Source organism: Brevundimonas sp. UBA4553 (genome assembly GCF_002387245.1).
Lineage (GTDB): Bacteria > Pseudomonadota > Alphaproteobacteria > Caulobacterales > Caulobacteraceae > Brevundimonas.
Window position 1 is genome coordinate 92,084 of sequence record NZ_DGLD01000001.1, and the last position, 23,758, is coordinate 115,841.

The following is a 23,758-nucleotide window of genomic DNA, read 5'->3' on the forward strand; positions in this document are numbered from 1 at the left end:
GGTCGCCCTTCTTGTCGCGGGCTGTGCCACGTCACCTCAAACCCACCGACTTGAGGCCGAGATCAGAGATCCGTTGGGGTTTCCCCAAGGGGCCACCGCCACGAGAGGGGCGTCGCGCTGGACGATAGAGCGTCGAGTTTACACGCGCGGCCGAACCTTGCGCACCCGGTTGTCGCGGGAAGCCACCCTGGCCCTGGACGCCGCCGTTGCAAATTCTGCTCTTTATGCGAGGCCGCAGCCCCGAAGCGACGAGGACTGCATAGACGAGCCCTTGATCACCTTGGATGTCATAGCCGACGGGTCGCGACGACACGTGAGCCTAGAGTGCGAAACATCGCCAGGTCTCGAGGCTGTGCTCAGCATCCTGTTCGACTGACCAAAGACTGTTGGCGAGGCAGACGAGCTCATCAGGGACTAGGTCTGCCAACCACCCTTAGCTGAATCTCCCTACCGCCGCTTCAGACTGCCCAGCACCCCGCGCAGCAGTTCGCGGGTAATGGTCGAGCCGGCGGTGCGCAGAACGGACTTGGTCAGGGCTTCCATCGGGGTCTGGCGGCTGGAGGTTCGGGCGCGGGGGGCGGCGCGTTCGCGGGCCGGGGCGGGGGCCGAACGGGCGGCCTTCTCAGCGGCCTTGGCCTGGGCTGAGGCGGCGGCGGTTTCGGCCTCGATGCGCTCGGCCTGAGCGCGGCGGGCCTTCAGCACTTCCTCGGCGGATTCGCGGTTGACGGCGGTGTCGTAGGTCCCGCGCACCGGGCTGGCGGCCATGACGGCGGCGCGTTCGGCCTCGGTCGCCGGGCCGAGGCGCGAGTCCGGCGGGCGGATCTTCGTCTGGGCCACCACGGTCGGGGCGCCCTTGTCGTCCAGGGTCGAGACGAGGGCCTCGCCCACGCCCAGACCCTGGATGGCATCGGCGGTGTCGAAGGCGGGGTTGGTGCGGAAACTCTGGGCGGCGGCGCGCAGGCCCTTCTGTTCGGCAGGGGTGTAGGCGCGCAGCGCGTGCTGCACCCGGTTGCCCAGCTGGGCCAGGACGGTGTCGGGAATATCGGCCGGATTCTGGGTGACGAAATAGACGCCGACCCCCTTTGACCGGATCAGGCGCACCACCTGTTCGACCTTTTCCAGCAGGCCCTTGGGCGCGTCGTTGAACAGCAGGTGAGCCTCGTCGAAGAAGAAGACCAGGCGCGGCTTCTCCGGGTCGCCGATCTCGGGCAGTTGCTCGAACAGCTCGGACAGCAGCCACAGGAGGAAGGCCGCATACAGGCGCGGACTGTTCATCAGGCGGGTGGAGTCCAGCACATTGACCTGACCGCGCCCGTCCAGCGACGTGCGCATCATGTCTTCCAGCCGCAGGGCCGGTTCGCCGAAGAAGGCGGTTCCCCCCTGCTGCTCCAGTTGCAGCAGGGCGCGCTGGATGGCCGCGATGGAGGTGGGCGAGACATTGCCGACCTCGCGGCCGATGGTCTGGGCGTTCTCGCCGACATAGGCCAGCAGGGCGCGCAGATCCTCGAGGTCCAGCAGCAGCAGGCCCTCCTTGTCGGCGACGTGGAAGGCGACGGTCAGCACCCCCTCTTGCACGTCGTTCAGTTCCAGCATCCGGGCCAGCAGGGTGGGGCCGACGTCAGAGACCGTGGCGCGGATCGGGTGGCCCTTCTGGCCGTACAGATCCCAGAAGACGACGGGGGCGGCCTTGCCGGTGAGGGTCAGACCCATCTGGCCGGCGCGTTCGGCGAACTTCTGGACGTCGCCGGCCTGGCTGATGCCCGACAGGTCGCCCTTCACGTCGGCGCAGAAGACCGGGACGCCGGCGTCGGAAAAGCCCTGGGCCATGATCTGCAGCGTCACCGTCTTGCCGGTGCCGGTCGCGCCGGCCACCACCCCGTGGCGATTGGCGCGCTTGAACAGCAGGGCTTCGGTCGCGCCGTCGAAGGACTGGCCGAGGAAGAGGGCGGCGGGGGCGTCGGTCATTCGGGCGGTCTCCTGCGTCTGACGGCATGGTTATCTGACCGGGACCGGGCCGCAAGACGGAACCGCAAGGCTTTACAGCGATTGACGCTTTCCCCGCCGCCCCCGACAGTCATCCGTATGAAATTGCCTATTTCGCTTCAGACCTCCTCGGTCGCGCGCAACGCCCTGGTCCTGATCGCCGTCGTGGCCGGCGGGGCGGCCCTTTATTGGCTGAGAGACATCCTGACGCCGCTGGCCATGGCCATCTTCCTGATGATCATGATCGACGGAATGAAGCGCGCGATCGAGCATCGCACGCCGGTGCCGTCGAGGTTCGCCGGGGCGGCGGCCCTGGTTCTGGTGGTGCTGGGCTTCCTGCTGTCGATCTGGATCATCGTCGACGGGGCGGCGGGCTTCTTCACCGACGCCTCGGGTGTATCCGCCAGCATCGGTCCTCGTCTGGACCAGATCATCGCCGATGTCAGCGGCCTGGTCGGCGTGTCGGACCCGCCGACCCTGAACGAACTGATCGCCGGGATCGACGTGCGCGGCTGGCTGACCCAGGCGGCGATGCAGGCCCAGGGAGTCGCGTCCGGCGCCTTCTTCGTCATGGTCTATCTGGGCTTCCTGCTGGCCTCGCAGGCGGGCTTCCGCAAGAAGATCGTCGCCATGTTCCCCGACCGTGGCGCGCGCCACGAGGCGATGGAGGTGTTCAACCGCGTGCGCGGCGGGGTCGAGGGCTACCTCTGGGTCCAGGCCGTCACCGGGGCGCTGATCTGTCTGGTGGCCTGGATTCTGATGCGGGCGGTGGGGCTTCAGAACGCGGAGTTCTGGACCTTCGTCATCTTTATCGTCGGCTTCATTCCGGTTCTGGGCGGGGCGATCGCCGGCCTGGCCCCGCCGCTGTTCGCCCTGGTCCAGTTCGAGAGCTACTGGCCGGCCCTGATCCTGCTGGTGGGCCTGCAGTCTCTCTTGTTCATCGTCGGCAACCTGATCCAGCCCCGGATGCAGGGCGACAACCAGAACATCGACCCGGTGGTGGTCCTGCTGGCGCTGGCGCTCTGGGGCAAGATGTGGGGCGTGCCGGGCATGTTCCTGTCGACGCCTCTGGCGGTCATGGCCATGGCCATCCTGGCTGAGTTCAAGGGTTCGCGATGGATGGCGGTCCTGCTGTCCGGCGACGGCGAACCCTACGCCCCGCGCAAGGCCGAAGCCTCGAAGGCGAAGCCGGGCGACGGCTGGCTCGGGCGTCTTCTGGGGCGCGGCAAGCCGCCGCATGAAAAAGAGGGCGAGGAAGACTGATCCTGCCCTTGATCCGCCATATCTGACGACTATCTACCCAATCAGACGACGCGGCCTCCCTCCCCCTCCCGGCCGCGAAGTCCAGAGGACCGGCGCTCCCTCCCCCCTCCTGCGCCGGGACCCAAAGCAGGCCGTCGAGCGTTTCACGCTCGGCGGCCTTGTTCTTTTCGGGCTCAGGTTTTGCAGGCCTGCCGTCGCCGGATCGGGGCTGAATTGGGGCGGTTGTTGTCGCCAATGCGGCTTTCGCGACCGGAATTCGCTCAACTGTGGGCCTCTGGCGCAACATGGTGCGCTGCACACTGAAATTCAGGGTCTGAGCCGCCTCGGACGGCCTAGCCAGTTCCGCCAGCGGCGCTAAGGTGGCGGGGTCAAATCCCTGCGGCCTCCGGCCGTGCTGTTCGAGACCACACCATGTCCGCCGCTCCGCGCACAGTTTCCGCCACCCCAGCCACTCTGGAGGCGCTGGAAGCGGCCTATGCGCGGATTGTCGACGGCCCGCCGGGCGCGGCTGAAAAGTCGCTTCTGGCCCAGGCGTTCGAGGACTACGCGGCGGACGAAGCGCCCGAACTGGGCGGCGACGATCTGGCGTCGCTGCTGGGTCTGGTCTGGCGCTCGGCCCAGGCCCGTCAGGCCGGCGAACCGGCCCGCGTCACCGTGGGGCCCCTGACCGGCGCCGACGGCGCCCCGACCGGCTATGACAGCGTCCTGATCCTTCAAGACGACGCCCCCTTCCTGGTGGACAGCGTTCTGGGCGAGTTGGCCGACGCGGGCGTCACCGTGCGCGCCCTCTTCCACCCGATCGTCGAGATCGCGTCGGGGCGTCGCGATTCCCTGATCATCGCCGTCATCGACCCCCTGCCCCAGGAACGTCGTGACGCCCTCGGCGAAGGCCTGGCCCAGGCCCTGGCGGACGTGCGCGCCGCCGTGTCGGATCACGGCGCCATGGTGCAGTTGATGCAGGACGCCGTCGCCCAGCTGGAGGCCGCGCCCCCTGCGTCCGTCGATCCGGCCGTGCTGGAGGAGAACATCGCCTTCCTGCGCTGGGCCAAGAGCGATCACTTCGTCTTCCTCGGCGCCCGCGACTACGCCTATCCGCGCAGCGCGGACGGCGGCTACGCGCCCGAGGCGCCGCTGGACGTTTCCGACCAGGGGCTGGGCGTGCTGGGCGATCCCGAGCGCCGCGTCCTGCGTCGCGCCTCCGAGCCCGCCGTCCTGACCGCCGCCATGCAGCGCCAGCTCGATCTCAGCGAGCCGGTGACCGTGGCCAAGGCCAACATCCGTTCGCGCGTCCATCGCCGCGCCTACATGGACTATGTCGGGGTCAAGCGTTACGGCGCGGACGGCAAGGCCTCGGGCGAGACGCGCTTCGTCGGCCTTTTCACCGCCGAGGCTTACGACAAGATGGCCAAGGAGGTGCCGCTGATCCGGCGCAAGGCGGCCAACGCCCTGGAACGCGCCGGCAAGGCGCCGGGCAGCCACAACTACAAGCGCCTGAAGAACATCCTCGAGAACTATCCCCGCGACGAGCTGTTCCAGATCAGCGAGGACGAGCTGCTGGATACGGCGCTCGGCATCCTTCACCTCTATGACCGCCCGCGGATCCGCCTGTTCACGCGTCGCGATCCGTTCGACCGTTTCGTCTCGGTCCTTTGCTTCATCCCGCGCGAACGCTTCGACGCCGGCCTGCGCCAGCGCATTGGCGGCATTCTGGCCAAGGCCTGGGGCGGGCGGGTCTCGGCCTGGTATCCGCAGCTGACGGACCAGCCGCTGACGCGCGTCCACTACATCATCGGCGTCGAGCCCGGCGCACACCTGGACCCCGACCTGAAGGCCCTGGAGGCCGAGGTGGCCGAGGCCGGCCGCAGCTGGATCGATCGCTTCGAAACCGCCCTGCGCGCCGCCGACGTGGATGAGGTCGCAGTCGGGCCGACCAGCGCCAAATGGGCCGACGGCTTCGGCGTCTCCTATCGCGACCGCTACGACGCCGCCGAGGCCGTCGCCGATCTGGAACAGTTCGACCGTCTCAACGACGGCTCGGCCGCAGACGGGGTTCACGCCGAACCGGTGGCCGTGCGCGCCTTCCGCACGGCGGACGAAAGCCCGCTGCAATTCCGCTTCAAGCTCTATCGCCGCGGCTCGGCCGTGCCGCTGTCCGATGTCCTGCCGATCCTGGCCGACATGGGGCTGAAGACGCTGGAGGAGTCGGACCACGTCATCCGCACGACGGGCGACACGCCGGTCTACATCCACGACTTCCTGCTGGAGGATCCGCGTGGCGAAGCCCTGACCTTCGCGGACATCAAGGCCCCGTTCGAGGCCGCCTTCTCGGCGGTCTGGACGGGCCGCACCGAGAGCGACGGCTTCAACCGCCTGGTGCTGGAGCTGGGCGTGGACTGGCGCGAGGCGGCCCTGATCCGCACCCTGGCCCGCTATCGTCAGCAGACCGGCCTGGATCCTTCGCAGGCGGTGCAGGAAGCCGCCCTGCGCGAATATCCGACCGTGGCCCGCGCCATCCTGTCCCTGTTCAAGGCGAAGTTCGATCCGGCCCACGGCGGCGCGGTCGAGGCGCGGGAAGCCCTGGTCGCCGAACTGAACGACAAGATCGTCGCCCTGTTGCAGGACGTGAAGAGCCTGGATCACGACCGGGTGCTGCGCCGTATCGCCCTGCTGATCGGCGCGATCAAGCGCACCAACTTCTATCAGGTCGACGCCGAGGGAACGCCGAAGCCCCACATCTCGATCAAGATCGCCTCGCGCGAGCTTGAGGACCTGCCCCTGCCCAAGCCCTTCCGCGAGATCTTCGTCTGGGCGCCGCACATCGAGGGCGTCCACCTGCGCTTCGGCCCCGTGGCGCGCGGCGGTCTGCGTTGGTCGGATCGTCGTGATGACTTCCGCACCGAGGTCCTGGGTCTGGTGAAGGCGCAGCAGGTCAAGAACTCGGTCATCGTGCCGGTCGGCTCCAAGGGCGGTTTCTATCCCAAGCAGCTGCCGGTCGGCGGCGACCGCGACGCGGTCCAGGCCGAGGCCATCCGCGCCTACAAGACCTTCCTGTCCGGCCTGCTGGACATCACCGACAACATCGTCGGCGACGGCGCGCCCGTGCGCCCGGCCAATGTCGTGGCCTGGGAGGGCGACGATCCCTATCTGGTCGTGGCGGCGGACAAGGGCACGGCGACCTTCTCGGACATCGCCAACGGCGTCAGCCAGTCCTACGGCTTCTGGCTGGACGACGCCTTCGCCTCGGGCGGGTCGGCCGGTTACGACCACAAGGAGATGGGCATCACGGCGCGTGGCGCCTGGGAGGCGGTCAAGCGTCACTTCCGCGAAATGGGTAAGGACATCCAGTCCGAACCCTTCACCGTGGTCGGCGTGGGCGACATGTCGGGCGACGTCTTCGGCAACGGCATGCTGCTTTCCAAGGCGATCAAGCTGGTCGCGGCCTTCGACCACCGCGACATCTTCATCGACCCCAACCCGGACACGGCCACGTCCTTCGCGGAACGCCAGCGTCTGTTCGAGACCCCGCGCACCAGCTGGCAGGACTATGACAAGAGCCTGATCTCGGAGGGCGGCGGCGTCTTCTCGCGGGCGGCCAAGACCATCACGCTTACTCCGCAGATCAAGGCCCTGCTGGATATCGAGGCCGACACCGTCGACCCGACCACCCTGATGCAGGCCATCCTGAAGGCGCGCGCCGAGCTGCTCTACTTCGGCGGCATCGGCACCTACATCAAGGGCGCGGGCGAGACCAACGCCCAGGCCGGCGACAAGGCCAACGACGCCATCCGCATCAACGGCGGAGAGGTTCGCGCCCTGGTGCTCGGCGAGGGCGCCAACCTGGGCGCCACCCAGCTGGGCCGCATCGAAGCGGCGCGCGCGGGCATGCGCCTGAACACCGACGCCATCGACAACTCGGCCGGTGTGGACTCGTCCGACCATGAGGTGAACATCAAGATCCTCACCGGCGGCGCCATCGCCTCGGGCCACCTCAAGGCCGAGGACCGCAACGCCCTGCTTAAGTCGATGACGGACGAGGTCGGCCTCAAGGTTCTGGCCCACAACTACGACCAGACCCTGGCCCTGACCCTGCAACAGGCGGAAGGCGTCGACGCTCTGGACGCCCAGCAGGCCTTCATGCAGCACCTCACGGCGCTGGGTAAGCTGAACCGCGCCGTGGAATACCTGCCCGACGACGCTCGCATCGCGGAGATGAAGCTGCAGGGCGCCGCCCTGACGCGGCCCGAACTGGCGGTGCTGACGGCCTATTCCAAGCTGGAGCTGTTTGACGAGATCGTCGGCTCCTCGGCCCCGGACGACGCCTTCTTCGAGCGCCTGCTGGTCCACTACTTCCCGGCTCCGCTGGCGAAGTTCGAAGAGGACATGAAGGCCCACCGTCTGCGTCGGGACATCATCGCCACCGTGCTGTCGAACGAGATCGTCAACATGGCCGGGCCGACCTTCCCCGATCGTCTGCGGGCGGCGGCGGAATGCGACACCGCCGCCATGGTCACGGCCTTCGAGACGGCGCGTCAGGTCTTCCGCCTGGATCAGGCCTGGAAGGCCGTCTCTGCGCTGGATCTGAAGATCCCGGCCGAGGCCCAGACGGCGCTGTATCGTGAGATCGCCAAGGTCCTGCGTCGCCAGACCTACTGGCTGGCCCGTCGCGCGGCCCGCACCGAGACCACGGTCGGCGGCATGATCGCCGCCTATCAGCCGGCCGCCGACGCCCTTCGCGCCGCCGGCCCCGAGGTGCTGTCGCGCTTCGAGCAGCAGCAGTTCGAGGCCCGCGTGGCGACCTTCGTCGGCCTGGGCGCGCCGGAAGATCTGGCGCGCGATATCGCCCTGCTGCGGCCCATGGTGGCCACGGCGGACATCGGCGACCTGGCCAATGAACTGGGCTGGAGCGCCCCGGCCATGGCCCGTCTCTATCACCAGGTCGGGGCCGCCTTCGACTTCGACCGCCTGCGCGTCGCGGCCGGCTCGGTGCCGTCGGGCGATCACTTCGACCGGCTGGCCGTGCGTCGCCTGATCCAGGACTTGATGGCCGAGCAGCAGCAGCTGACCCGGGCCGTGGCCAAGGCTTCGGTCGAGACGGCGGGCGCTAGCGAAGAAGCCGCCGAGCAGGCCGTCGACGCCTGGATCGGGGCCCGCATGGGCCAGGTCGAATCCCTGCGCGCCGCCGTGGACGAGATCGAGACCTCGGGCGCTGGCTGGACCTTCGCCAAGCTGACCATCGCCAACGGGGCTATTCGTGAAGTGCTGGGAAGCTAGGCGCTTCCCGGAGCGCTACGCTCGCGACACGGTCGCTCGCCACTTGAGCGCAGTCGCGTAAATTGCCTGAATGGGCCCGCCCGTTTCGTCGTTCGCGGCGAGGCGGGCGGGCCTTGGCGTTTGGGGCGGGTTGGCGTTAGGTGGTCTCCGCTGTTCAGAGATCCGCAAGGCGGAAAGACCCATGCCCAGGAAGTTCCTCGTCGTCGTCGACGACAGCCCCGAGTTCGGCGCCGCCTTGGGCTACGCCGCGCGGCGGGCCAAATCGACCGGCGGTCGCGTGGTCCTGCTGCGGGCTCTCGCCGGCGGATCGGACGAGCACTGGTCCGGCGTCCGCGACGAAATTCGCCGTCAGCAGCGCGAGGAGGCCGAGCTTCTGCTCAACCGCATCGGGGAGGAGGCCGCGGAGAAGTCGGGCGCGGCGCCGATCTTCCTCATCGAAGAGGCCGATCCCCAGGACGCTATCCGCAAGGCGGTCGGCGCTGATCCCGATATCAAGATTCTGGTGCTGGCCGCGGGCTCGGGCGCGCGGGGGCCGGGGCCTCTGGTATCGGCCGTGCTGAAGCAGGGCGGAGCCTTCAGCGGCCGCAAGCTGCCGGTGACCATCGTGCCCGGCGAACTGACCGAGGCCGACATCGAAGATCTGGCGTAATTCCTGGGGTCGCTATCGCTCGCCGCGCTTGAAGCGACGATTGGCGCGGTTCATGGGTCTTGAAGATGTCGCGCCGGGGGCGCATCTCCCGCCCATGTTCATCCAGACCGAACCCACGCCGAATCCCCATGTCCTGAAATTCCTGCCGGGCCGCGACGTGGCGCCCGAAGGCGTTCTGGAATACCGCACCATCGACGAGGCGACGGCCTCGCCGCTGGCCGAGGCCCTGTTCCAGTTGGAGGGGGTCGAGGGCGTCTTCTTCGGCGCGGACTACGTCTCGGTCACGCGCGGGGTTCAGGCTCCCGACTGGAGCGAGATGAAGGCTCCGATCCTGGCGGTGATCATGGATCACTTCGTCTCCGGCGCGCCCCTGACGCGCGGCGTCGAGGCGATGGACGAAGCGGCCGGCGAGGACAGCGAGATCGTCGCCGAGATCAAGGGCCTGCTCGACAGCCGCATCCGCCCGGCCGTGGCTCAGGACGGCGGCGACATCCTGTTCGACCATTTCGATCTGGAAACCGGAGTCCTGCGTCTGCGGATGCGCGGCGCCTGTTCGGGCTGCCCCTCCTCCTCCGCCACCCTGAAGTCCGGCGTCGAGCAGATGATGCGCCACTACATTCCGGAAGTGACCAGCGTCGAGCAGGTCATCTAGGACGGGCTCTACCGCGCCCGACGCGCCAGGCCGCGTCGGGTCGAGAAGGCGGAGCCTTCTGATCGCGGCCCATGAAAGATGCGCTCCGCCCCATAGCTGTTTCACATGAAACACTATCGTCCAGACGGGCCGTGGGGCATGATCGCCGCATGGCCCGTTTCAATTCCGATGAGGACGCCGGCGCCGAGGGGCGCGCCCTTGGCGAAGCCCTGGGCGCCCTGCGCCGCGAGCGCGGTCTGAGCCAGGCGGAGGCGGGTCAGAGGATCGGCATGACCAGCCAGGGGTGGGGCCTCTATGAAGCCGGCAAGCGTACAGGCCTGTTCCGCCCCGACGTGCAGCGCCGCCTGACGGGCGCTCTGGACGCCACGCCCGAGGATTTGGCCCTCTTGGTCGGCGTCGTCCCCGCCCCGCCAAGGAGCGTCCCGGACGGGCTTCAGGCCAAGGGACGCGCCTTTGAGACCCCGCCGATCGCCGCACGGCGGCGGCTGCAGCTTTCGACGGATGAGCTGGCGCCCTGGGCCGCGGCGGGAACGGTTCTGGAGTACGTGCCCGACCGATGGCCGCGCCGGGACCAGGGCTGCGTCGTTGAGATGGATGACGGAACGTTGCGCGCGCGGCTCTACGTGCGATCGGACGAGGCGGAACTGGTGGTGCGCGGCGCGGGCGCGCGTCTGACGATCGAACGCATCCCCCGCGCCCGCGTCCGGATGGCGGCGGCGGTCGTGGCGCGTCTGGATGATTGATGAAACGAAATGGTTGCGTTTCATGCTTTGAGATGAAACTCTCCTCCTGACCGATGAGGAGGAGCAGTCAATGAACCGTCGCACGCAGGATATCGATGTCGCCGTGGGCGCGCGGATGGCGGCGCGGCGCTCCGCCCTGGGGCTGTCGCAGACGGCGGTGGCGGACCAGCTGGGCGTCAGCTTTCAGCAGGTTCAGAAATACGAGAAGGGGGCCAATCGCGTCTCCGCCTCACGCATGCACCAGATGGCGACCGTGCTGGGCTGCTCCGTCGCCGACTTCTTTCCGGTGCGGACGGATGCGGGCGATCCCGGAGCCGCCGCGCGCGAGCTGACGGACACGGCCGACGGACGCGCCCTGGCCCAGGCCTTCCCCCGGATCGCAGACCCGGCGGTCCGTCAGGCCGTGGCGCGGGTGGTCGAGGCGCTGGCGTCGGCCTGATCCGCCCGATAGGAAGGCCGCGATGAGAGTTCTGATCGTGGATACGGCGCTGGGCGCCTGCACGGCCTGCGTGGTCGAGGATGGGCGGCTTCTCGGCGTCCGCTCCGAACTAATGACCAAGGGCCATCAGGAGCGGTTGGCCGGGATGGTGCGCGACGCCGTGGCCGACGCGGAGAAGGAAGCGGGCGGCGGGTTCGAGGCGCTGGACCGGATCGGCGTCACCGTGGGGCCTGGCTCCTTCACCGGTCTGCGGGTCGGCCTGGCCTTCGCCCAAGGGCTGGGCGCAGCTCTGGATCGACCGGTCATCGGTCTGTCGACGCTGGACGGCCTGGCGGTCTCCATCAAGCCGGCCGGTCTGGTCGCCGCCGTCATCGACGCGCGTCGCGGCCAGGTCTATGCGCGGCTGTTTCGCGACGGGCGTCCGCTCGGCCCGGCCGAGGCCCTGTCGCTGGACGCGGCGGCCGACCGCATCTTTCACGCCGCCGCCGGCGCGCCGCCGATCCTGGCGGGATCCGGCGCCGGCCTGCTGGTCGAAACCTTCCCCGAGCGTCTGGGCGCGGCCGTGACTGCGCGTCTGCCGGCGCCCTCGCCCGAAGCCCTGGCCTATATGACCGCCGTGGTCGATCCGGCGGCCGCGCCGCCTCGTCCTCTCTATCTGAGGGCGCCCGACGCCGTTCCGCCCAGTCGCCTGCCGGGCCAGCCGCGCCCCTCGGCGACAACGTGAGCGACGCCGCCCGTCTGGCCGGCCTCCATGCCGAGGCGTTCGACACGCCCTGGGACGAGGCCAGCCTTTCGGCGCTTCTTGTCTCGCCGGGCGTCCTTCTCGTGGCGGAGGACGACGGTTTCATCCTGATCCGGGTCGTCGCCGACGAGGCTGAAATCCTGACCCTGGCCGTGCGGCCGGCCGCCCGACGCGGCGGTCTGGGGGGCCGGCTGGTCGCAGAGGCCGTCGTCCGCGCCGCGACACTGGGCGCCGAACGGATGTTCCTGGAGGTGGCCGAAGGCAATGTCGCCGCCCGCGCCCTCTACGCCCGCACGGGCTTCGCCGAGGCCGGGCGTCGTCGCGGCTATTATGCGCGTGCGGACGGAAGTCGCGAGGACGCGCTGGTTCTGTCGCTGAACTTCTCGCGACCGCTTCCATAAAACGACGGCTCAGCCTATCTTCGGCCGTATGGAACGGATCGAGAAACTCTGCGCCGATCGCGGCATGCGCATGACCGAGCAGCGGCGCGTGATCGCCCGCGTTCTGTCCCAGGCCGAGGACCACCCCGACGTCGAGGAGCTGTATCGCCGCGCCTCGTCGATCGATCCGCATATCTCGATCGCCACCGTCTATCGGACGGTCCGCCTGTTCGAGGAAGCCGGCGTGGTCGAAAAGCACGACTTCGGCGACGGCCGCAGCCGCTATGAAGAAGCGGGCGACGATCACCACGACCACCTGATCGACACCAAGACCGGCGAGGTCATCGAGTTTTTCGACGCCGAGATCGAACGGCTGAAGAACGAGATCGCCAAGCGTCTGGGCTTCGAGCTGGTCGGGCACAAGCTGGAGCTTTACGGCCACTCGATCGAGGGCGTGGAGCCGAGCGAGCGCGAGGGTCTGATCTACAAGCGCCACGCCGCGCGTGTGGAGCCTACGGACAGCTGAGGCTGCGCCTGCTCGTCTTGCCGCCGCCGGCTTCGGCGATCATAAGCCGCGCATGACCGATACCCTCGAAAAGCCCGTGGAAACGGCGGACGGCGCGGCAGGCGTCCTTGCGCCCAAGCGCCTGTTCATCAAGACCTACGGCTGTCAGATGAACGTCTATGACTCGGAGCGCATGGCCGATGTCCTGCGCCCGCTGGGCTATGCCACGACGGATGCGCCCGAGGCCGCCGACTTCGTCATTCTCAACACCTGCCATATCCGGGAACGGGCCGCCGAGAAGGTCTATTCCGAGCTGGGCAAGCTGAAGCAGATGCGCGAGCGCAAGCTGGCGCGCGGCGACGGCGGCATGACCATCGCCGTCGCGGGCTGCGTCGCTCAGGCCGAGGGCGAAGAGATCATGAAGCGCCAGCCGGCGGTGGACCTGGTGGTCGGCCCCCAAGCCTATCACCAGCTGCCGGAACTGCTGACCCGCACGGCGCGGGCGCGAGGCGAGCGCATCGGCGCCGACTTCGCCCCGCACGAGAAGTTCGACGCCTTGCCCACAGCGCGCGGTGGCGCCGGACCGACCGCCTTCCTCACGGTTCAGGAGGGCTGCGACAAGTTTTGCACCTTCTGCGTGGTGCCCTATACGCGGGGCGCGGAGTGGTCGCGCCCGGTCGCGGCCGTGCTCGCCGAGGCCCGCGCCCTGGCCGACCGGGGCGTGCGCGAGGTCACCCTGCTGGGTCAGAACGTCAACGCCTACGACGGCGAGGGCCCGGACGGAAAAGCCTTCACCCTGGCGCGGCTGGCCTATGCCCTGGCCGAGATCCCGGGCTTGGACCGCATCCGCTATACGACCAGTCACGCCAATGACATGTCCGACGATCTGATCGCCGCCCACGCCGATCTGGACGTCCTGATGCCCTATCTTCATCTGCCGGTTCAGGCAGGTTCGGACCGGGTGCTGCGACTGATGAACCGCAAGCACGGCCGTCAGAAATACATCGACCTGATCGCCCGCATCCGCGAGGCGCGACCCGATATGGCCATCGCCGGCGATTTCATCGTCGGCTTCCCCGGCGAGACCGACCGAGACTTCGAGGACACCCTCGATCTGGTGCGCCAGGTGACCTATGCGGGCGCCTTCAGCTTCGTCTATTCGCCGCGTCCCGGCACGCCCGCCGCCACCATGCCGGGGCAGATCGAGGACAAGGTCGGACTGGAACGCCTGCAGCGGCTGCAGACCCTGCTGTTCGAGCAGCAGACCGCTTTCAACGCGGCTCAGGCGGGCAAGACCCTGAACGTCCTGTTCGAGAAGAAGGGCCGCTACGCTGGTCAGGCCATCGGCCGCTCGCCCTACTTGCAGGCGGTTCACGTCGATGGCGCGGATCATCTGCTGGGCCAGATCGTTCCGGTTCAGATCATCAGCGGCGCTCAGAACAGTCTGAACGGGCGGTTGGCCGGGGCCGTCACTATCTAGGTCCGCTGGTCCCATGACGAGACCGCGATCTATAGTGCGGCGTCCCACAAGCCGCCTCGCGCCGCAAGCGAGGCGATAGGGAGCCTAAAAAGGAGCCTTGATGGCGCGAGAGTCCGAATTCCTGTCCCTGAGCGATCAGGCCTTGCGGGCCGTGATCGGTCCCAACAGCCGTCACGTCGCCCTGATCGAAGACGCGTTCAAGGTCCTGGTCGAGGCGCCGGGGGGCGGCGTCTCCATCAACGGTTCGGCGCGGGACCGGGCCCAGGCCAAGCGCGTCGTCGAGACCCTGGCCAAGCGGGCCGACACAGGGGCCGAGATCACCGAGGCCGACGTCCGCATGGCGCTGGGGGCGGCCGTGTCGCAGCCGCGACCCGATCAGGGACGCGTGGTGCCGGACGCCATCAGCCTGCCGGTCGGACGCCGGGGCGCCATTGCGCCCAAGACGGCGGCCCAGGCCCAGTATCTGGATCTGCTCAGCCGCTGCGAACTGACCTTCGGCGTTGGTCCGGCGGGCACGGGCAAGACCTTCCTGGCGGCCGCCTACGGCGCGAGCTTGCTGCGCCGGGGGCAGGTGGATCGTCTGGTCATCACCCGTCCGGCGGTCGAGGCGGGCGAGAAGCTCGGCTTCCTGCCCGGCGATCTGAATGAAAAGGTCGATCCCTATCTGGCCCCGATCTGGGAGGCGCTGAACGACATCCTTGGCGTCGAGGACGTGCGGCGACGTCGCGAGAAGGGCGAGATCGAGGCCGCCCCCATCGCCTTCATGCGCGGCCGCACGCTCAGCCACGCCTTCATCATCGTCGACGAGGCCCAAAACACCTCGCGGCTGCAGATGAAGATGGTCCTGACCCGTCTGGGCGAGGGCGCGCGCATGGTCGTCACCGGCGACCCGTCGCAGATCGACCTGCTGAATCCGCGCGATTCCGGCCTCAGCCACGCCCTGCGCATTCTGAAGGACGTGAAGGGGGTGGGCGTTCAGGCCTTCAAGGCCGAGGACGTGGTGCGTCACGCCATGGTCGAGCGCATCGTGCGCGCCTATGACGCCGATTCCGCGCGAAATCGCCCGACGCCGGATCTTGAGGACGAAGATTGATGATCGAGATCGAAGTCGAGGACGCGGCCTGGACCGCCGCCCTGCCCGACGCCGAGGCGGTGGTGCTGAGCGCGGCGACGGCGGCGCTTGGAACGGTCGAGGGCGACGTGGTCGTCCTGCTGACCGACGACGCCGGAGTGCAGGACCTGAACGCCCGCTTCCGTGACAAGGACCGGCCGACCAATGTCCTGTCCTTCCCGGCGGCCGAGAGCGCCTTCCCTCATCTGGGCGACGTGGTGCTGGGTCATGCCTACTGCGCGGCCGAGGCCGAGGCTCAGGGCAAGACCCTGTCCGATCATCTGAGCCATCTGGTCGTTCACGGCGTGCTGCACCTGCTGGGCCGCGACCACGAGGATGACGCCGAGGCCGAGGAGATGGAGGCCGAGGAGCGCGAAATCCTGGCGTCGCTCGGCGTCGCCGATCCCTATGCTGCTGAGCACGAGGCGACTGTATGATCGACCGCTTGTCGGCCCTTTGGGGGGGCGTGCTGACGAACCGCTGGGGCCGCATCGCCCTGGCCCTGCTGGCCGGCGCCGGCGCCGCCCTGGCCCATCCGCCGTTCGGCGTCCTGCCCGGCCTGCTGGGCTATCCGCTGCTGATGCTGCTGGCCGAGCGGTCGCGCACGGTGAAGGGCGGCTTCTGGGTCGGCTGGCTGGCGGGATTCTCCTACTTCTTCATCGGCTGCTGGTGGGTGGCCGAGGCCTTCCTGGTCAACAAGGATCAGGCCTGGATGGCGCCCTTCGCCGCCAGCCTGCTGCCCATGGGCTTGGGGCTCTTCTTCGGGGCGGCGACGGCCCTTCACCGCCGCTTCGCCCCGGCGGGGGCGCGCCGCGTCCTGCTGTTCGCCGCCCTGTTCGCCCTGCTGGAGTGGTTGCGCGGCCATGTCCTGACCGGCTTTCCCTGGAACCCGACCGGCGCCGCCTGGCAGGCGGGGTCGGCCATGTCGCAGTTCGCCGCGGTGGCCGGCGTCTATGGCCTGGGGCTGGTGACGCTGGCCGCGGTTTCGGCGCTCGGCCTGCTGGTCGCCGCCGGACCGCGTCGTTCGCGCCTGATCGCGGCGGGTTTGGGCGTGGCCGTCCTGGCGGGCCTGTTCGCCTTTGGCGCCTTCCGGCTGTCCTCGGCCCAGCGCGTGGACGGGCCGACCGTGGTGCGTCTGGTCCAGGCCGACATTCCGCAGGAATCCAAATGGAGCCCTGAGGCCTATCAGGCCATCGTCGATCGCTATGTCGCCCTGACCGCCCAGCCCGGCGCGGCGGTCCCTGACGTGGTGGTCTGGCCCGAGGGGGCCCTGCCCGCCACGGCCAACGACGTGTTCAACTCGCCGGACGCCCAGGCCATCGCCGGCGCCCTGCAGACCGGTCAGACCCTGCTGATGGGCATCAGCCGTGGTGAGGCCGATCCCTCCGCCGAAGGCGGCGCCCGCTATTACAACAGCCTGTTCGCGCTGAACGACGAGGGCGCGGCGGGCCTGCGCATCGGCGCCATCTACGACAAGCACCGCCTGGTGCCCTTCGGCGAATATCTGCCGCTGGGCCGTCTGATGAGCCGCATCGGCGTGCGCAGCCTGGTCCATGTCCCGGCCGATTTCAGCGCCGGTCCCCGGCCCGCGCCGATCAGCCTGGTCAACGCCCCCAGCGTCCAGCCGCTGATCTGCTATGAAAGCCTCTATCCGGGCTTCACCCCCGCCAGCGGCGACGCGCGACCGGCCTGGATCGTCAATGTCTCCAACGACGCCTGGTTCGGCGCCACCTCGGGACCGCGCCAGCATCTGAACCTGGCCAGCTATCGCGCCATCGAGACCGGCCTGCCCATCGCCCGCGCCACCCCCACCGGCGTCTCGGCCATGATCGACCCCTGGGGCCGGGTGGTGGACGGCAAGCGGCTGGATCCCGGCCACGCCGGCGTTATCGACGTGCACCTGCCGGAGCCGGCGACGCCGACCCTCTACGGCCGCTGGGGCGACGGTCTGTTCGGCGTCCTGCTGGCCTTGATGCTGGCGGGCGGCCTGGCCTGGAAGCGGCGCAGGGATCGGGCATGACCAAGGCGGGCGACGAGGAAGAACTGGACCGCAAGCGGACGCGTCACATCGACGAGCCGCTGGGCGCCCGTTTGCGCGCCATGCGAGAGGATCGCGGAATGACCCAGGCCGAGATGGGCCAGAAGCTCGGTGTATCCGCCAATCAGTGGGGACGTCACGAGAGCGGTGAGAATCGGGTGCCGGCGGCCCGGCTCTGGCAGTTCTGCAAGGCGATGAATGTGGAGGTGGCGGAGATCTACGAGGGCCTGCCGTCCAGTATCGTTCTGCAGCCGCGACAACCGGGCATGAGCGACGGGGCCGAGACGGTCTTCGTCGGTCCGCCGTCTGTCGGCCACCCCCTCGTTCAACGGATCGGATCGGCCGCCAGAAAGCTTCCCGAAGCGCGCCAGCGAACCCTCCTGGCGGTGATCAAAGCCCTCAGAGACGAGGACGGGCACTAGAGGATGGCGCGCGGTCAGGACACCCGCGTCGGGCGAATTGTAATGACAGCCCTCGCGATCCGTCGCATTTCAGCACACTTGAGTTCGGGCGTAGATTTCAGCGAGAACGCGTGATGGTCAGAGGCGCTGTAGAGGATGGTCCCCATCCGGTGGACCGTCATGTCGGACGGCGGGTTTGCGAAAAGCGCATCGCTCTCGGGTATAATCAGAGTGATCTGGGGCGAGCCCTGGGCCTGACCTTCCAGCAGATCCAGAAGTACGAGAAGGGCGCCAACCGGGTTTCCGCCTCCAAGCTCTGGGACATCGCCCGCTTCTTCAAGGTCGATATCGGCTACTTCTTCGAAGGGCTGACCACGCCAACGCCGGGCATGGCCGAGGGCGAGACGGAGGCCTTTGTCCACGACTTTCCCACGACGCGTCAGAGCATCGAGATCGGTCGCCTGGCGCCGCAGCTGTCGGTGCGACAGCAGAAGCTGGTGCTGGACATGATGCGCGAAATGGCCGGCCACGAGAGCCCCGCCGACAAGGACTGAAGCCTTCAAGGCCGGAATTGAAAAAGGCGCGGATCGCTCCGCGCCTTTCTGCTGTCTGGCGATGTTGACGGGATCAGCCCGCCAGGGCGGCTTCCGAGGCGACGATCCGGCTGGCGGCGTGGACCACGGCGCCGATGCGCAGAGCGGCCTGAACCTGCACGTTCGGGACGCCGTGCTTGCGCAGTTCGCCTTCGTGGGCGTCCAGGCAGGCGCCGCAGCCGTTGATGGCCGAGACGGCGGTCGACCACAGTTCGAAGTCCAGCTTCTCGACGCCCGGATTGGCGATGACGTTCATGCGCAGCTTGGCCGGCAGGGTCGTGTACTCGTTGTTCTTCATCAGGTGCAGCGAGCGGTAGTAGATGTTGTTCATGCCCATGATGGCGGCGGCGGCCTTGGCGGCGTTCATCGCTTCGGGGGTCAGGACGGCGGCGGCCGCGGCCTCGATGGCCTTGACGGCCGGGGCGACGCCGATGGCGTGGGCCGAGGCCAGGAAGCAGCCCCACTTTTGTTGGTCGTTCAGCACCGTCTCATTGGCCAGCGACGACAGGTTCAGGGAGATGTCCTTGCCATAGGCCGGGATGAGGTCGCGCAGGGCGTCGATGGACATGAGAACTTCCTTCTGCTCAACGGCGCCGCTTGCGCCGAATACAATATAGGGGCTGCCGACGCGCGCCGTCAGGGCGGAGCGTCGAGCATGAAAAAGGCGGCGACGGTCGCCCGCCGCCGCCTTCAAAGAGGGGCGGCCCGGACCATTACGAACGCGGTCCGGGCCTTCCTTGGCCAGTACTTAAGCGGCCAGGGTCTCGCCGCCGACAGGGCGGTTGCAGGCGCACAGCTCGTCGGTCTGCAGAGCATCGACCACGCGAAGCGTGTCTTCCGGCGAACGGCCCACGTTCAGGTTGGTGACGTAGACGTGCTGCACGACGTTGTGCGGATCGACCACGAAGGTGGCGCGCAGGGCGACGCCGTTGTCTTCGTCCAGGATGCCCAGTTCGCGAGCGAACTTGCCGCCGGTGTCGGCGAACTGCCAGATCGGCAGCTTGTTCAGGTCCGAGTGGTCGCGGCGCCAGGCCAGCTTGACGAATTCGTTATCGGTCGAGCCGCCGAGGACGACGGTGTCGCGATCCTCGAAATCCTTGCCCAGCTTGGCGAAGGCGGCGATTTCGGTCGGGCAGACGAAGGTGAAGTCCTTCGGGTAGAAGAAGATGACCTTCCACTTGCCGTCAAAGCTGTCCTGCGTCAGCGTTTCGAACGCCGAGACGCCGTTTTCTTCATGGTCGTTGAAGCCCGGCTTCACGCCAGTGATCTTGAATTCAGGCAGTTTTTGACCGACGCCCAGCATAGTGGAGCTCCATTCTGACAATATGAGACAGCCGGCGTCGCGGGGAGACGCATCGCCGATGGGCCTCAGATGGGGGGTGGAAGGCTGGAAGTCAAATCGATGATTTCACAATCACGAATAGATTTTCGTTATGGACAGCCACGGGTCGAGTAGAAGCCTCGCCATAAGTTTCATTGCTGATGGTGACAAAGTTTATCGATTTTCCTTTGGTGGGGAACCGGGCGTAGGCTCCGGTGATAATCAGCCAACGAGGAGGAAAGTCATGGACGGACAAGCAGGCGGCCCCACCCCTCTCCACGATCCCAGGAAAGAGCCGGGCGCCTTGCGCTCCCTGCTCGGTCGCACCAATCGCGACTGGTGGCCCAACCAGATGGCGATGGACATCCTGCATCAGCAGGGCAAGTCCGGCGATCCCATGGGCGACGACTTCGACTACGCCGCCGCTTTCAAGTCGCTGGACCTGGCGGCGGTGAAGCGCGACCTGACCGCCCTGATGACCGACAGTCAGCCTTGGTGGCCGGCGGACTATGGCCACTATGGCCCCTTCTTCATCCGTATGGCCTGGCACTCGGCGGGCACCTATCGCACCGGCGACGGTCGCGGCGGCGCCGGCGCGGGCCAGCAGCGTTTCGCCCCGCTCAACTCCTGGCCGGACAACGGCAACCTGGACAAGGCCCGGCGCCTTTTGTGGCCGATCAAGCAGAAGTACGGCGCCAAGCTCAGCTGGGCCGATCTGATGATCCTGGCCGGCACTGTCGCCATCGAAAGCATGGGCGGACCGGTCTTCGGCTTCGGCGGCGGCCGCGCCGACGTCTGGGAGCCGGAAAAGGATGTCTACTGGGGCACCGAGGAACAGTGGGTCGGCGAGGAGGGCAACGAGACCCGAATTCAGCCTGACAAGCAGATGGCCCTGGAGGAGCCCCTGGCCGCCATCCAGATGGGCCTCATCTACGTCAACCCGGAGGGACCGGGCGGCGTGCCGGAGGCTCTGCAGTCGGCGCGCGACATTCGCGAAACCTTCGCTCGCATGGGCATGAAAGACGAGGAGACGGCCGCCCTGACCGCCGGGGGGCACACCTTCGGCAAGGCCCATGGCGCCGGCGACGCCTCCAAGGTGGGCGTCAGTCCCGAGGGCGCCGACATCGCCCAACAGGGTCTCGGCTGGATCTCGGGCCACGAGAGCGGAATCGGCGACCATACGATCACGTCGGGCATCGAGGGCGCCTGGACCCCGACGCCGATCACCTGGGACATGACCTTCTTCGACATGCTGCTGGACCACGACTACGAACTGGTTCGTAGTCCGGCGGGCGCCAAGCAGTGGCAGCCGGTCGGCAATCCGCCCGAGACCCTGGCCCCCGCCGCCCACACGCCCGGCAAGCGCGTGCCAACGATGATGACGACCGCCGACATGGCGTTCAAGATCGACCCCGAGTACCGCAAGATCATGGAGCGGTTCCGCGCCGATCCGGCCTATTTCGGCGACCAGTTCGCCCGCGCCTGGTTCAAGCTGTGCCACCGCGACATGGGACCCAGGGCCCGCTATCTCGGCGCCGACGTGCCGGCCGAGGACCTGATCTGGCAGGACCCGATCCCGGCGCATGCGGGGCCGGCGCTGTCGGACGCCGACGTGGCCGCGCTGAAGGCCGCTATCGCCGCCTCCGGCCTGTCGGTCGCCCAGCTGGTGTCGACGGCCTGGGCCTCGGCCGTGACCTATCGCGGCTCGGACCATCGCGGCGGCGCCAATGGCGGGCGCCTGCGCCTGGCGCCGCAAAAGGACTGGGACGTCAATGAACCGGCGAAGCTGGCTCGCGTGCTCCAGGTCTATGAGGACCTCAAGGCGGCCTCGGGCGCCAATGTCTCGATCGCCGACCTGATCGTCCTCGGCGGCGTGGTCGGGGTGGAGCAGGCGGCGAAGGCCGGCGGTCATGAGGTCGCCGTTCCCTTCACGCCCGGCCGCACCGACGCCTCGGCCGAGCAGACCGACGTCGAGGGCTTCAAGGTGCTGGAACCCCGGGCTGACGGTTTCCGCAATTATCTGCAGGTGCGCTTCAACGTCCCGACCGAGGAGCTGCTGATCGACCGGGCTCAGCTTCTGGGCCTGACGGCGCCGGAGATGGCCGTGCTGGTCGGCGGCTTGCGGGTGCTGGGCGCCAACCATGGCGGGTCGAAGCACGGCGTCTTCACCGACCGGCCGGGTCAGCTGACCAACGACTTCTTCGTCAACCTGCTGGACATGAAGACCGGCTGGAAACAGGTGGACGGCGAGGGCGACGAGACCTTCGTCGGTTCCGATCGCCTGACCGGCGAGGAGCGCTGGACCGCGACCCGCACCGATCTGGTGTTCGGTTCCAACTCGCAGCTGCGGGCCCTGTCCGAGGTCTACGCCTCGGCCGACGCCGGCGAGAAGTTCGTTCGTGACTTCGTGGCGGCCTGGACCAAGGTGATGAACGCCGACCGGTTCGACCTGAACTAGAGGCGAGGGACGCCGCGGGCTGATCGGCTCGCGGCGTCCTGCTCATCAATGACTTCGATTGTCTTTGAAAACACCATAGGGCGCGCCTATGTGGGGCGAATGCTCCCCACCCTGCGACAGCTCCACTATCTCAAGCTCCTGGCCGAGCACGCCTCGTTCAGCCGCGCCGCCGAGGCGGCCCACGTCAGCCAGCCGGCCCTGTCGGCCGGGGTGCAGGAACTGGAGAAGATCCTGGGCGCCGCCGTCGTCGAGCGCACGCGCGGCGCGGTCCAGCTGACCGCCGTCGGCGCCGAGGCGGTAAAGCGCGCCGAGGACGTCCTGGCCCGCACCGAGGATCTGGTCGAGGCGGCGCGCAATGCGGGCAAGCCCCTGTCGGGCCGGTTCCGCCTGGGGATCATCCCCACTGTCGCCCCCTTCCTGCTGCCGCGCGCCCTGCCCGGCCTGCGCGACCGTCACCCGGCCCTGCGCCTTTTCATCCGCGAGGACCTGACCCCGCGCCTGATCGCCGGGCTGAAGGCGGGACAGCTGGACGCCGCCGTCATCGCCCTGCCCTATGAGGCGCCGGGCATCGACCACGCCCGCATCGGCGATGACGAGATCCTGGCCGCCGCCCCGGTCGGCCATCCGCTGGCAGGCGCCGGGCCGATCCCGGAAGGCATGTTGAAGGCCGACGACCTGATCCTGCTGGAGGACGGTCACTGCCTGCGCGATCAGGCCCTGGCCGCCGTCAACATCGAGGCCCCGCGCGGCGAAGACGTCTTCGCCGCCACCTCTCTGCATACCTTGGTCCAGATGGTGTCCTCAGGGCTCGGCGTCAGTTTCCTGCCGCAGATGGCGGTTCAGGCCGGTCTGGCCGACAACCCCGGCGTCGTGGTCCGCCCCATTTCCGCCGACGCCCCCCGCCGCGAAATCGTCGTCGCCTGGCGCGCCGGCTCAAGCCGCGCCGCCGAAGCCCGCCTGCTGGCCGAGGCGCTCAAGCTGGATTGAACGGCGAGGCGATCAGCTTTCCGCGGTATCCGTGCGAGGCGGCCAATCGATATCGCTGCGGTCCGGACCTTGCCGCCCGTTGGGCCAGCCGGTCAGGCGGTACATGGCGTTGGCCAGATCATAGACTGCGCCCTCTTCGACGCTCCAGCGATTGATAAAGCGATAGCCACTCGGGCCATTGGCTTCGATCAGATAGACTGCGCCATCGACACCTGAGATGCAGGAATCCGGGGCAAGATCAAGAACGGCGCTGTTGCTGATCAGTGCGATGAGCGGGGCCACATCCTCCTTCGATAAGTCGCGGACGAAGTGATCAGGCCCCGCATCCACGTGAACCTGATCGACATGGCGCGTCGCCGTCAGGCGGGGGGAGGGCCCGTAAAGGTCGTCGATCCGAACAATGACGGGCTCGACAAAGGCTGGCAGGAAGGTGAAGCGGAGCGTGGTTTTTCCGTCAAACTTCGCGTTCCAGAGCGGCCGCTCGCCGACGCTACGCAGCGGGGCGGCGAACCAGCTTTCGATGTCGGGATCCAGCGGACCCGGCGTTTCACGTGCTTCGAGCGAGCAGGGATAGTTGGTCCGGTAGAGGACGGGATCGAAAAAGCCTTCGCGCTTGGAGGCCAGCAGCCCCGCGAATAGGGCGAAGGCGAGAACCAGAACCGTCAGACCCACGCCGAGACCGCGCATTCAGAAAGCTCCGGGGCCAGATACTTGCAGCAGGAGGCAAGCTAAGCCTTTTCTC

21 protein-coding genes are annotated in these 23,758 nt (G+C 68.1%); 17 read left to right on the top strand and 4 right to left on the bottom strand.

Annotated features, from left to right (window positions below; genetic code table 11):
• Nucleotides 1-447 precede the first annotated feature (447 nt).
• Nucleotides 448-1,965, bottom strand: a complete 1,518-nt coding sequence (locus tag B4A39_RS00515) for a helicase HerA-like domain-containing protein (RefSeq protein WP_292032095.1) — start codon at nucleotides 1,963-1,965, stop codon at nucleotides 448-450.
• Nucleotides 1,966-2,082: 117 nt separating this feature from the next.
• Between B4A39_RS00515 and B4A39_RS00520 the strand changes: the two genes are divergently transcribed.
• The 15 genes from B4A39_RS00520 (at nucleotide 2,083) to B4A39_RS00590 (ending at nucleotide 18,211) form a co-directional block, all read left to right on the top strand.
• The gene (locus B4A39_RS00520; RefSeq protein ID WP_292032097.1) at nucleotides 2,083-3,246 is read left to right on the top strand and encodes an AI-2E family transporter; all 1,164 of its coding nucleotides are present in this window, start codon (nucleotides 2,083-2,085) and stop codon (nucleotides 3,244-3,246) included.
• A 411-nt stretch (nucleotides 3,247-3,657) separates the two neighbouring features.
• The gene (locus B4A39_RS00525; RefSeq protein ID WP_292032100.1) at nucleotides 3,658-8,517 is read left to right on the top strand and encodes an NAD-glutamate dehydrogenase; all 4,860 of its coding nucleotides are present in this window, start codon (nucleotides 3,658-3,660) and stop codon (nucleotides 8,515-8,517) included.
• Between the two features lie 181 nt (nucleotides 8,518-8,698).
• Nucleotides 8,699-9,166, top strand: coding sequence for a universal stress protein (locus tag B4A39_RS00530; RefSeq protein WP_292032102.1), 468 nt, complete (start codon nucleotides 8,699-8,701; stop codon nucleotides 9,164-9,166).
• A 94-nt stretch (nucleotides 9,167-9,260) separates the two neighbouring features.
• Nucleotides 9,261-9,818, top strand: a complete 558-nt coding sequence (locus tag B4A39_RS00535; RefSeq protein WP_292032435.1) for a NifU family protein — start codon at nucleotides 9,261-9,263, stop codon at nucleotides 9,816-9,818.
• Between the two features lie 149 nt (nucleotides 9,819-9,967).
• On the top strand, nucleotides 9,968-10,561 hold the full coding sequence (locus tag B4A39_RS00540; RefSeq protein WP_292032103.1) for a helix-turn-helix domain-containing protein: 594 nt from the start codon (nucleotides 9,968-9,970) through the stop codon (nucleotides 10,559-10,561).
• Nucleotides 10,562-10,631: 70 nt separating this feature from the next.
• Nucleotides 10,632-11,000 (top strand): helix-turn-helix domain-containing protein, encoded by a 369-nt coding sequence (locus B4A39_RS00545; protein ID WP_292032104.1) that lies wholly within the window; start codon nucleotides 10,632-10,634, stop codon nucleotides 10,998-11,000.
• 22 nt (nucleotides 11,001-11,022) lie between these two features.
• Nucleotides 11,023-11,724 (top strand): tRNA (adenosine(37)-N6)-threonylcarbamoyltransferase complex dimerization subunit type 1 TsaB, encoded by a 702-nt coding sequence (gene tsaB, locus B4A39_RS00550; RefSeq protein WP_292032106.1) that lies wholly within the window; start codon nucleotides 11,023-11,025, stop codon nucleotides 11,722-11,724.
• Entirely contained in the window at nucleotides 11,721-12,143 is a 423-nt protein-coding gene (gene rimI, locus B4A39_RS00555; protein WP_292032108.1) for a ribosomal protein S18-alanine N-acetyltransferase, read from the top strand. Before tsaB ends, rimI begins: the two co-directional genes overlap by 4 nt.
• A 28-nt stretch (nucleotides 12,144-12,171) precedes the next feature.
• On the top strand, nucleotides 12,172-12,648 hold the full coding sequence (locus B4A39_RS00560; RefSeq protein ID WP_292032110.1) for a Fur family transcriptional regulator: 477 nt from the start codon (nucleotides 12,172-12,174) through the stop codon (nucleotides 12,646-12,648).
• A 52-nt stretch (nucleotides 12,649-12,700) separates the two neighbouring features.
• Nucleotides 12,701-14,107 carry a tRNA (N6-isopentenyl adenosine(37)-C2)-methylthiotransferase MiaB gene (gene miaB / locus B4A39_RS00565; RefSeq protein WP_292032112.1) on the top strand — a complete coding sequence of 469 codons (1,407 nt, stop codon included), beginning with the start codon at nucleotides 12,701-12,703 and terminating at the stop codon, nucleotides 14,105-14,107.
• A gap of 100 nt (nucleotides 14,108-14,207) precedes the next feature.
• Nucleotides 14,208-15,200, top strand: a complete 993-nt coding sequence (locus B4A39_RS00570; protein WP_292032114.1) for a PhoH family protein — start codon at nucleotides 14,208-14,210, stop codon at nucleotides 15,198-15,200.
• Complete coding sequence (gene ybeY / locus B4A39_RS00575) at nucleotides 15,200-15,655, top strand: rRNA maturation RNase YbeY (protein WP_292032116.1); 456 nt, start codon at nucleotides 15,200-15,202, stop codon at nucleotides 15,653-15,655. The genes B4A39_RS00570 and ybeY overlap by 1 nt, the downstream gene beginning before the upstream one ends.
• Complete coding sequence (lnt, locus tag B4A39_RS00580; protein WP_292032118.1) at nucleotides 15,652-17,238, top strand: apolipoprotein N-acyltransferase; 1,587 nt, start codon at nucleotides 15,652-15,654, stop codon at nucleotides 17,236-17,238. The genes ybeY and lnt overlap by 4 nt, the downstream gene beginning before the upstream one ends.
• Nucleotides 17,235-17,678 (top strand): helix-turn-helix domain-containing protein, encoded by a 444-nt coding sequence (locus B4A39_RS00585; RefSeq protein ID WP_292032120.1) that lies wholly within the window; start codon nucleotides 17,235-17,237, stop codon nucleotides 17,676-17,678. The genes lnt and B4A39_RS00585 overlap by 4 nt, the downstream gene beginning before the upstream one ends.
• 113 nt (nucleotides 17,679-17,791) lie before the next feature.
• The gene (locus B4A39_RS00590; protein WP_292032122.1) at nucleotides 17,792-18,211 is read left to right on the top strand and encodes a helix-turn-helix domain-containing protein; all 420 of its coding nucleotides are present in this window, start codon (nucleotides 17,792-17,794) and stop codon (nucleotides 18,209-18,211) included.
• A 73-nt stretch (nucleotides 18,212-18,284) separates the two neighbouring features.
• Here B4A39_RS00590 and B4A39_RS00595 read toward each other — a convergent pair whose 3' ends face one another.
• Nucleotides 18,285-18,818 (bottom strand): carboxymuconolactone decarboxylase family protein, encoded by a 534-nt coding sequence (locus B4A39_RS00595; RefSeq protein WP_292032124.1) that lies wholly within the window; start codon nucleotides 18,816-18,818, stop codon nucleotides 18,285-18,287.
• Nucleotides 18,819-18,998: 180 nt separating this feature from the next.
• The gene (locus tag B4A39_RS00600) at nucleotides 18,999-19,553 is read right to left on the bottom strand and encodes a peroxiredoxin (RefSeq protein WP_292032125.1); all 555 of its coding nucleotides are present in this window, start codon (nucleotides 19,551-19,553) and stop codon (nucleotides 18,999-19,001) included.
• A 262-nt stretch (nucleotides 19,554-19,815) separates the two neighbouring features.
• On the opposite strand from B4A39_RS00600, the gene katG reads away from it, so the two are divergent.
• Together katG and B4A39_RS00610 are read left to right on the top strand one after the other, a co-directional pair.
• A complete protein-coding gene (katG, locus tag B4A39_RS00605) occupies nucleotides 19,816-22,029 on the top strand; it encodes a catalase/peroxidase HPI (protein ID WP_292032128.1) in 2,214 nt (737 codons plus the stop codon).
• A gap of 99 nt (nucleotides 22,030-22,128) precedes the next feature.
• The gene (locus B4A39_RS00610) at nucleotides 22,129-23,016 is read left to right on the top strand and encodes a hydrogen peroxide-inducible genes activator (protein ID WP_292032130.1); all 888 of its coding nucleotides are present in this window, start codon (nucleotides 22,129-22,131) and stop codon (nucleotides 23,014-23,016) included.
• A gap of 12 nt (nucleotides 23,017-23,028) precedes the next feature.
• Here B4A39_RS00610 and B4A39_RS00615 read toward each other — a convergent pair whose 3' ends face one another.
• The gene (locus B4A39_RS00615; protein WP_292032132.1) at nucleotides 23,029-23,703 is read right to left on the bottom strand and encodes a hypothetical protein; all 675 of its coding nucleotides are present in this window, start codon (nucleotides 23,701-23,703) and stop codon (nucleotides 23,029-23,031) included.
• Between the last annotated feature and the right edge of the window lie 55 nt (nucleotides 23,704-23,758).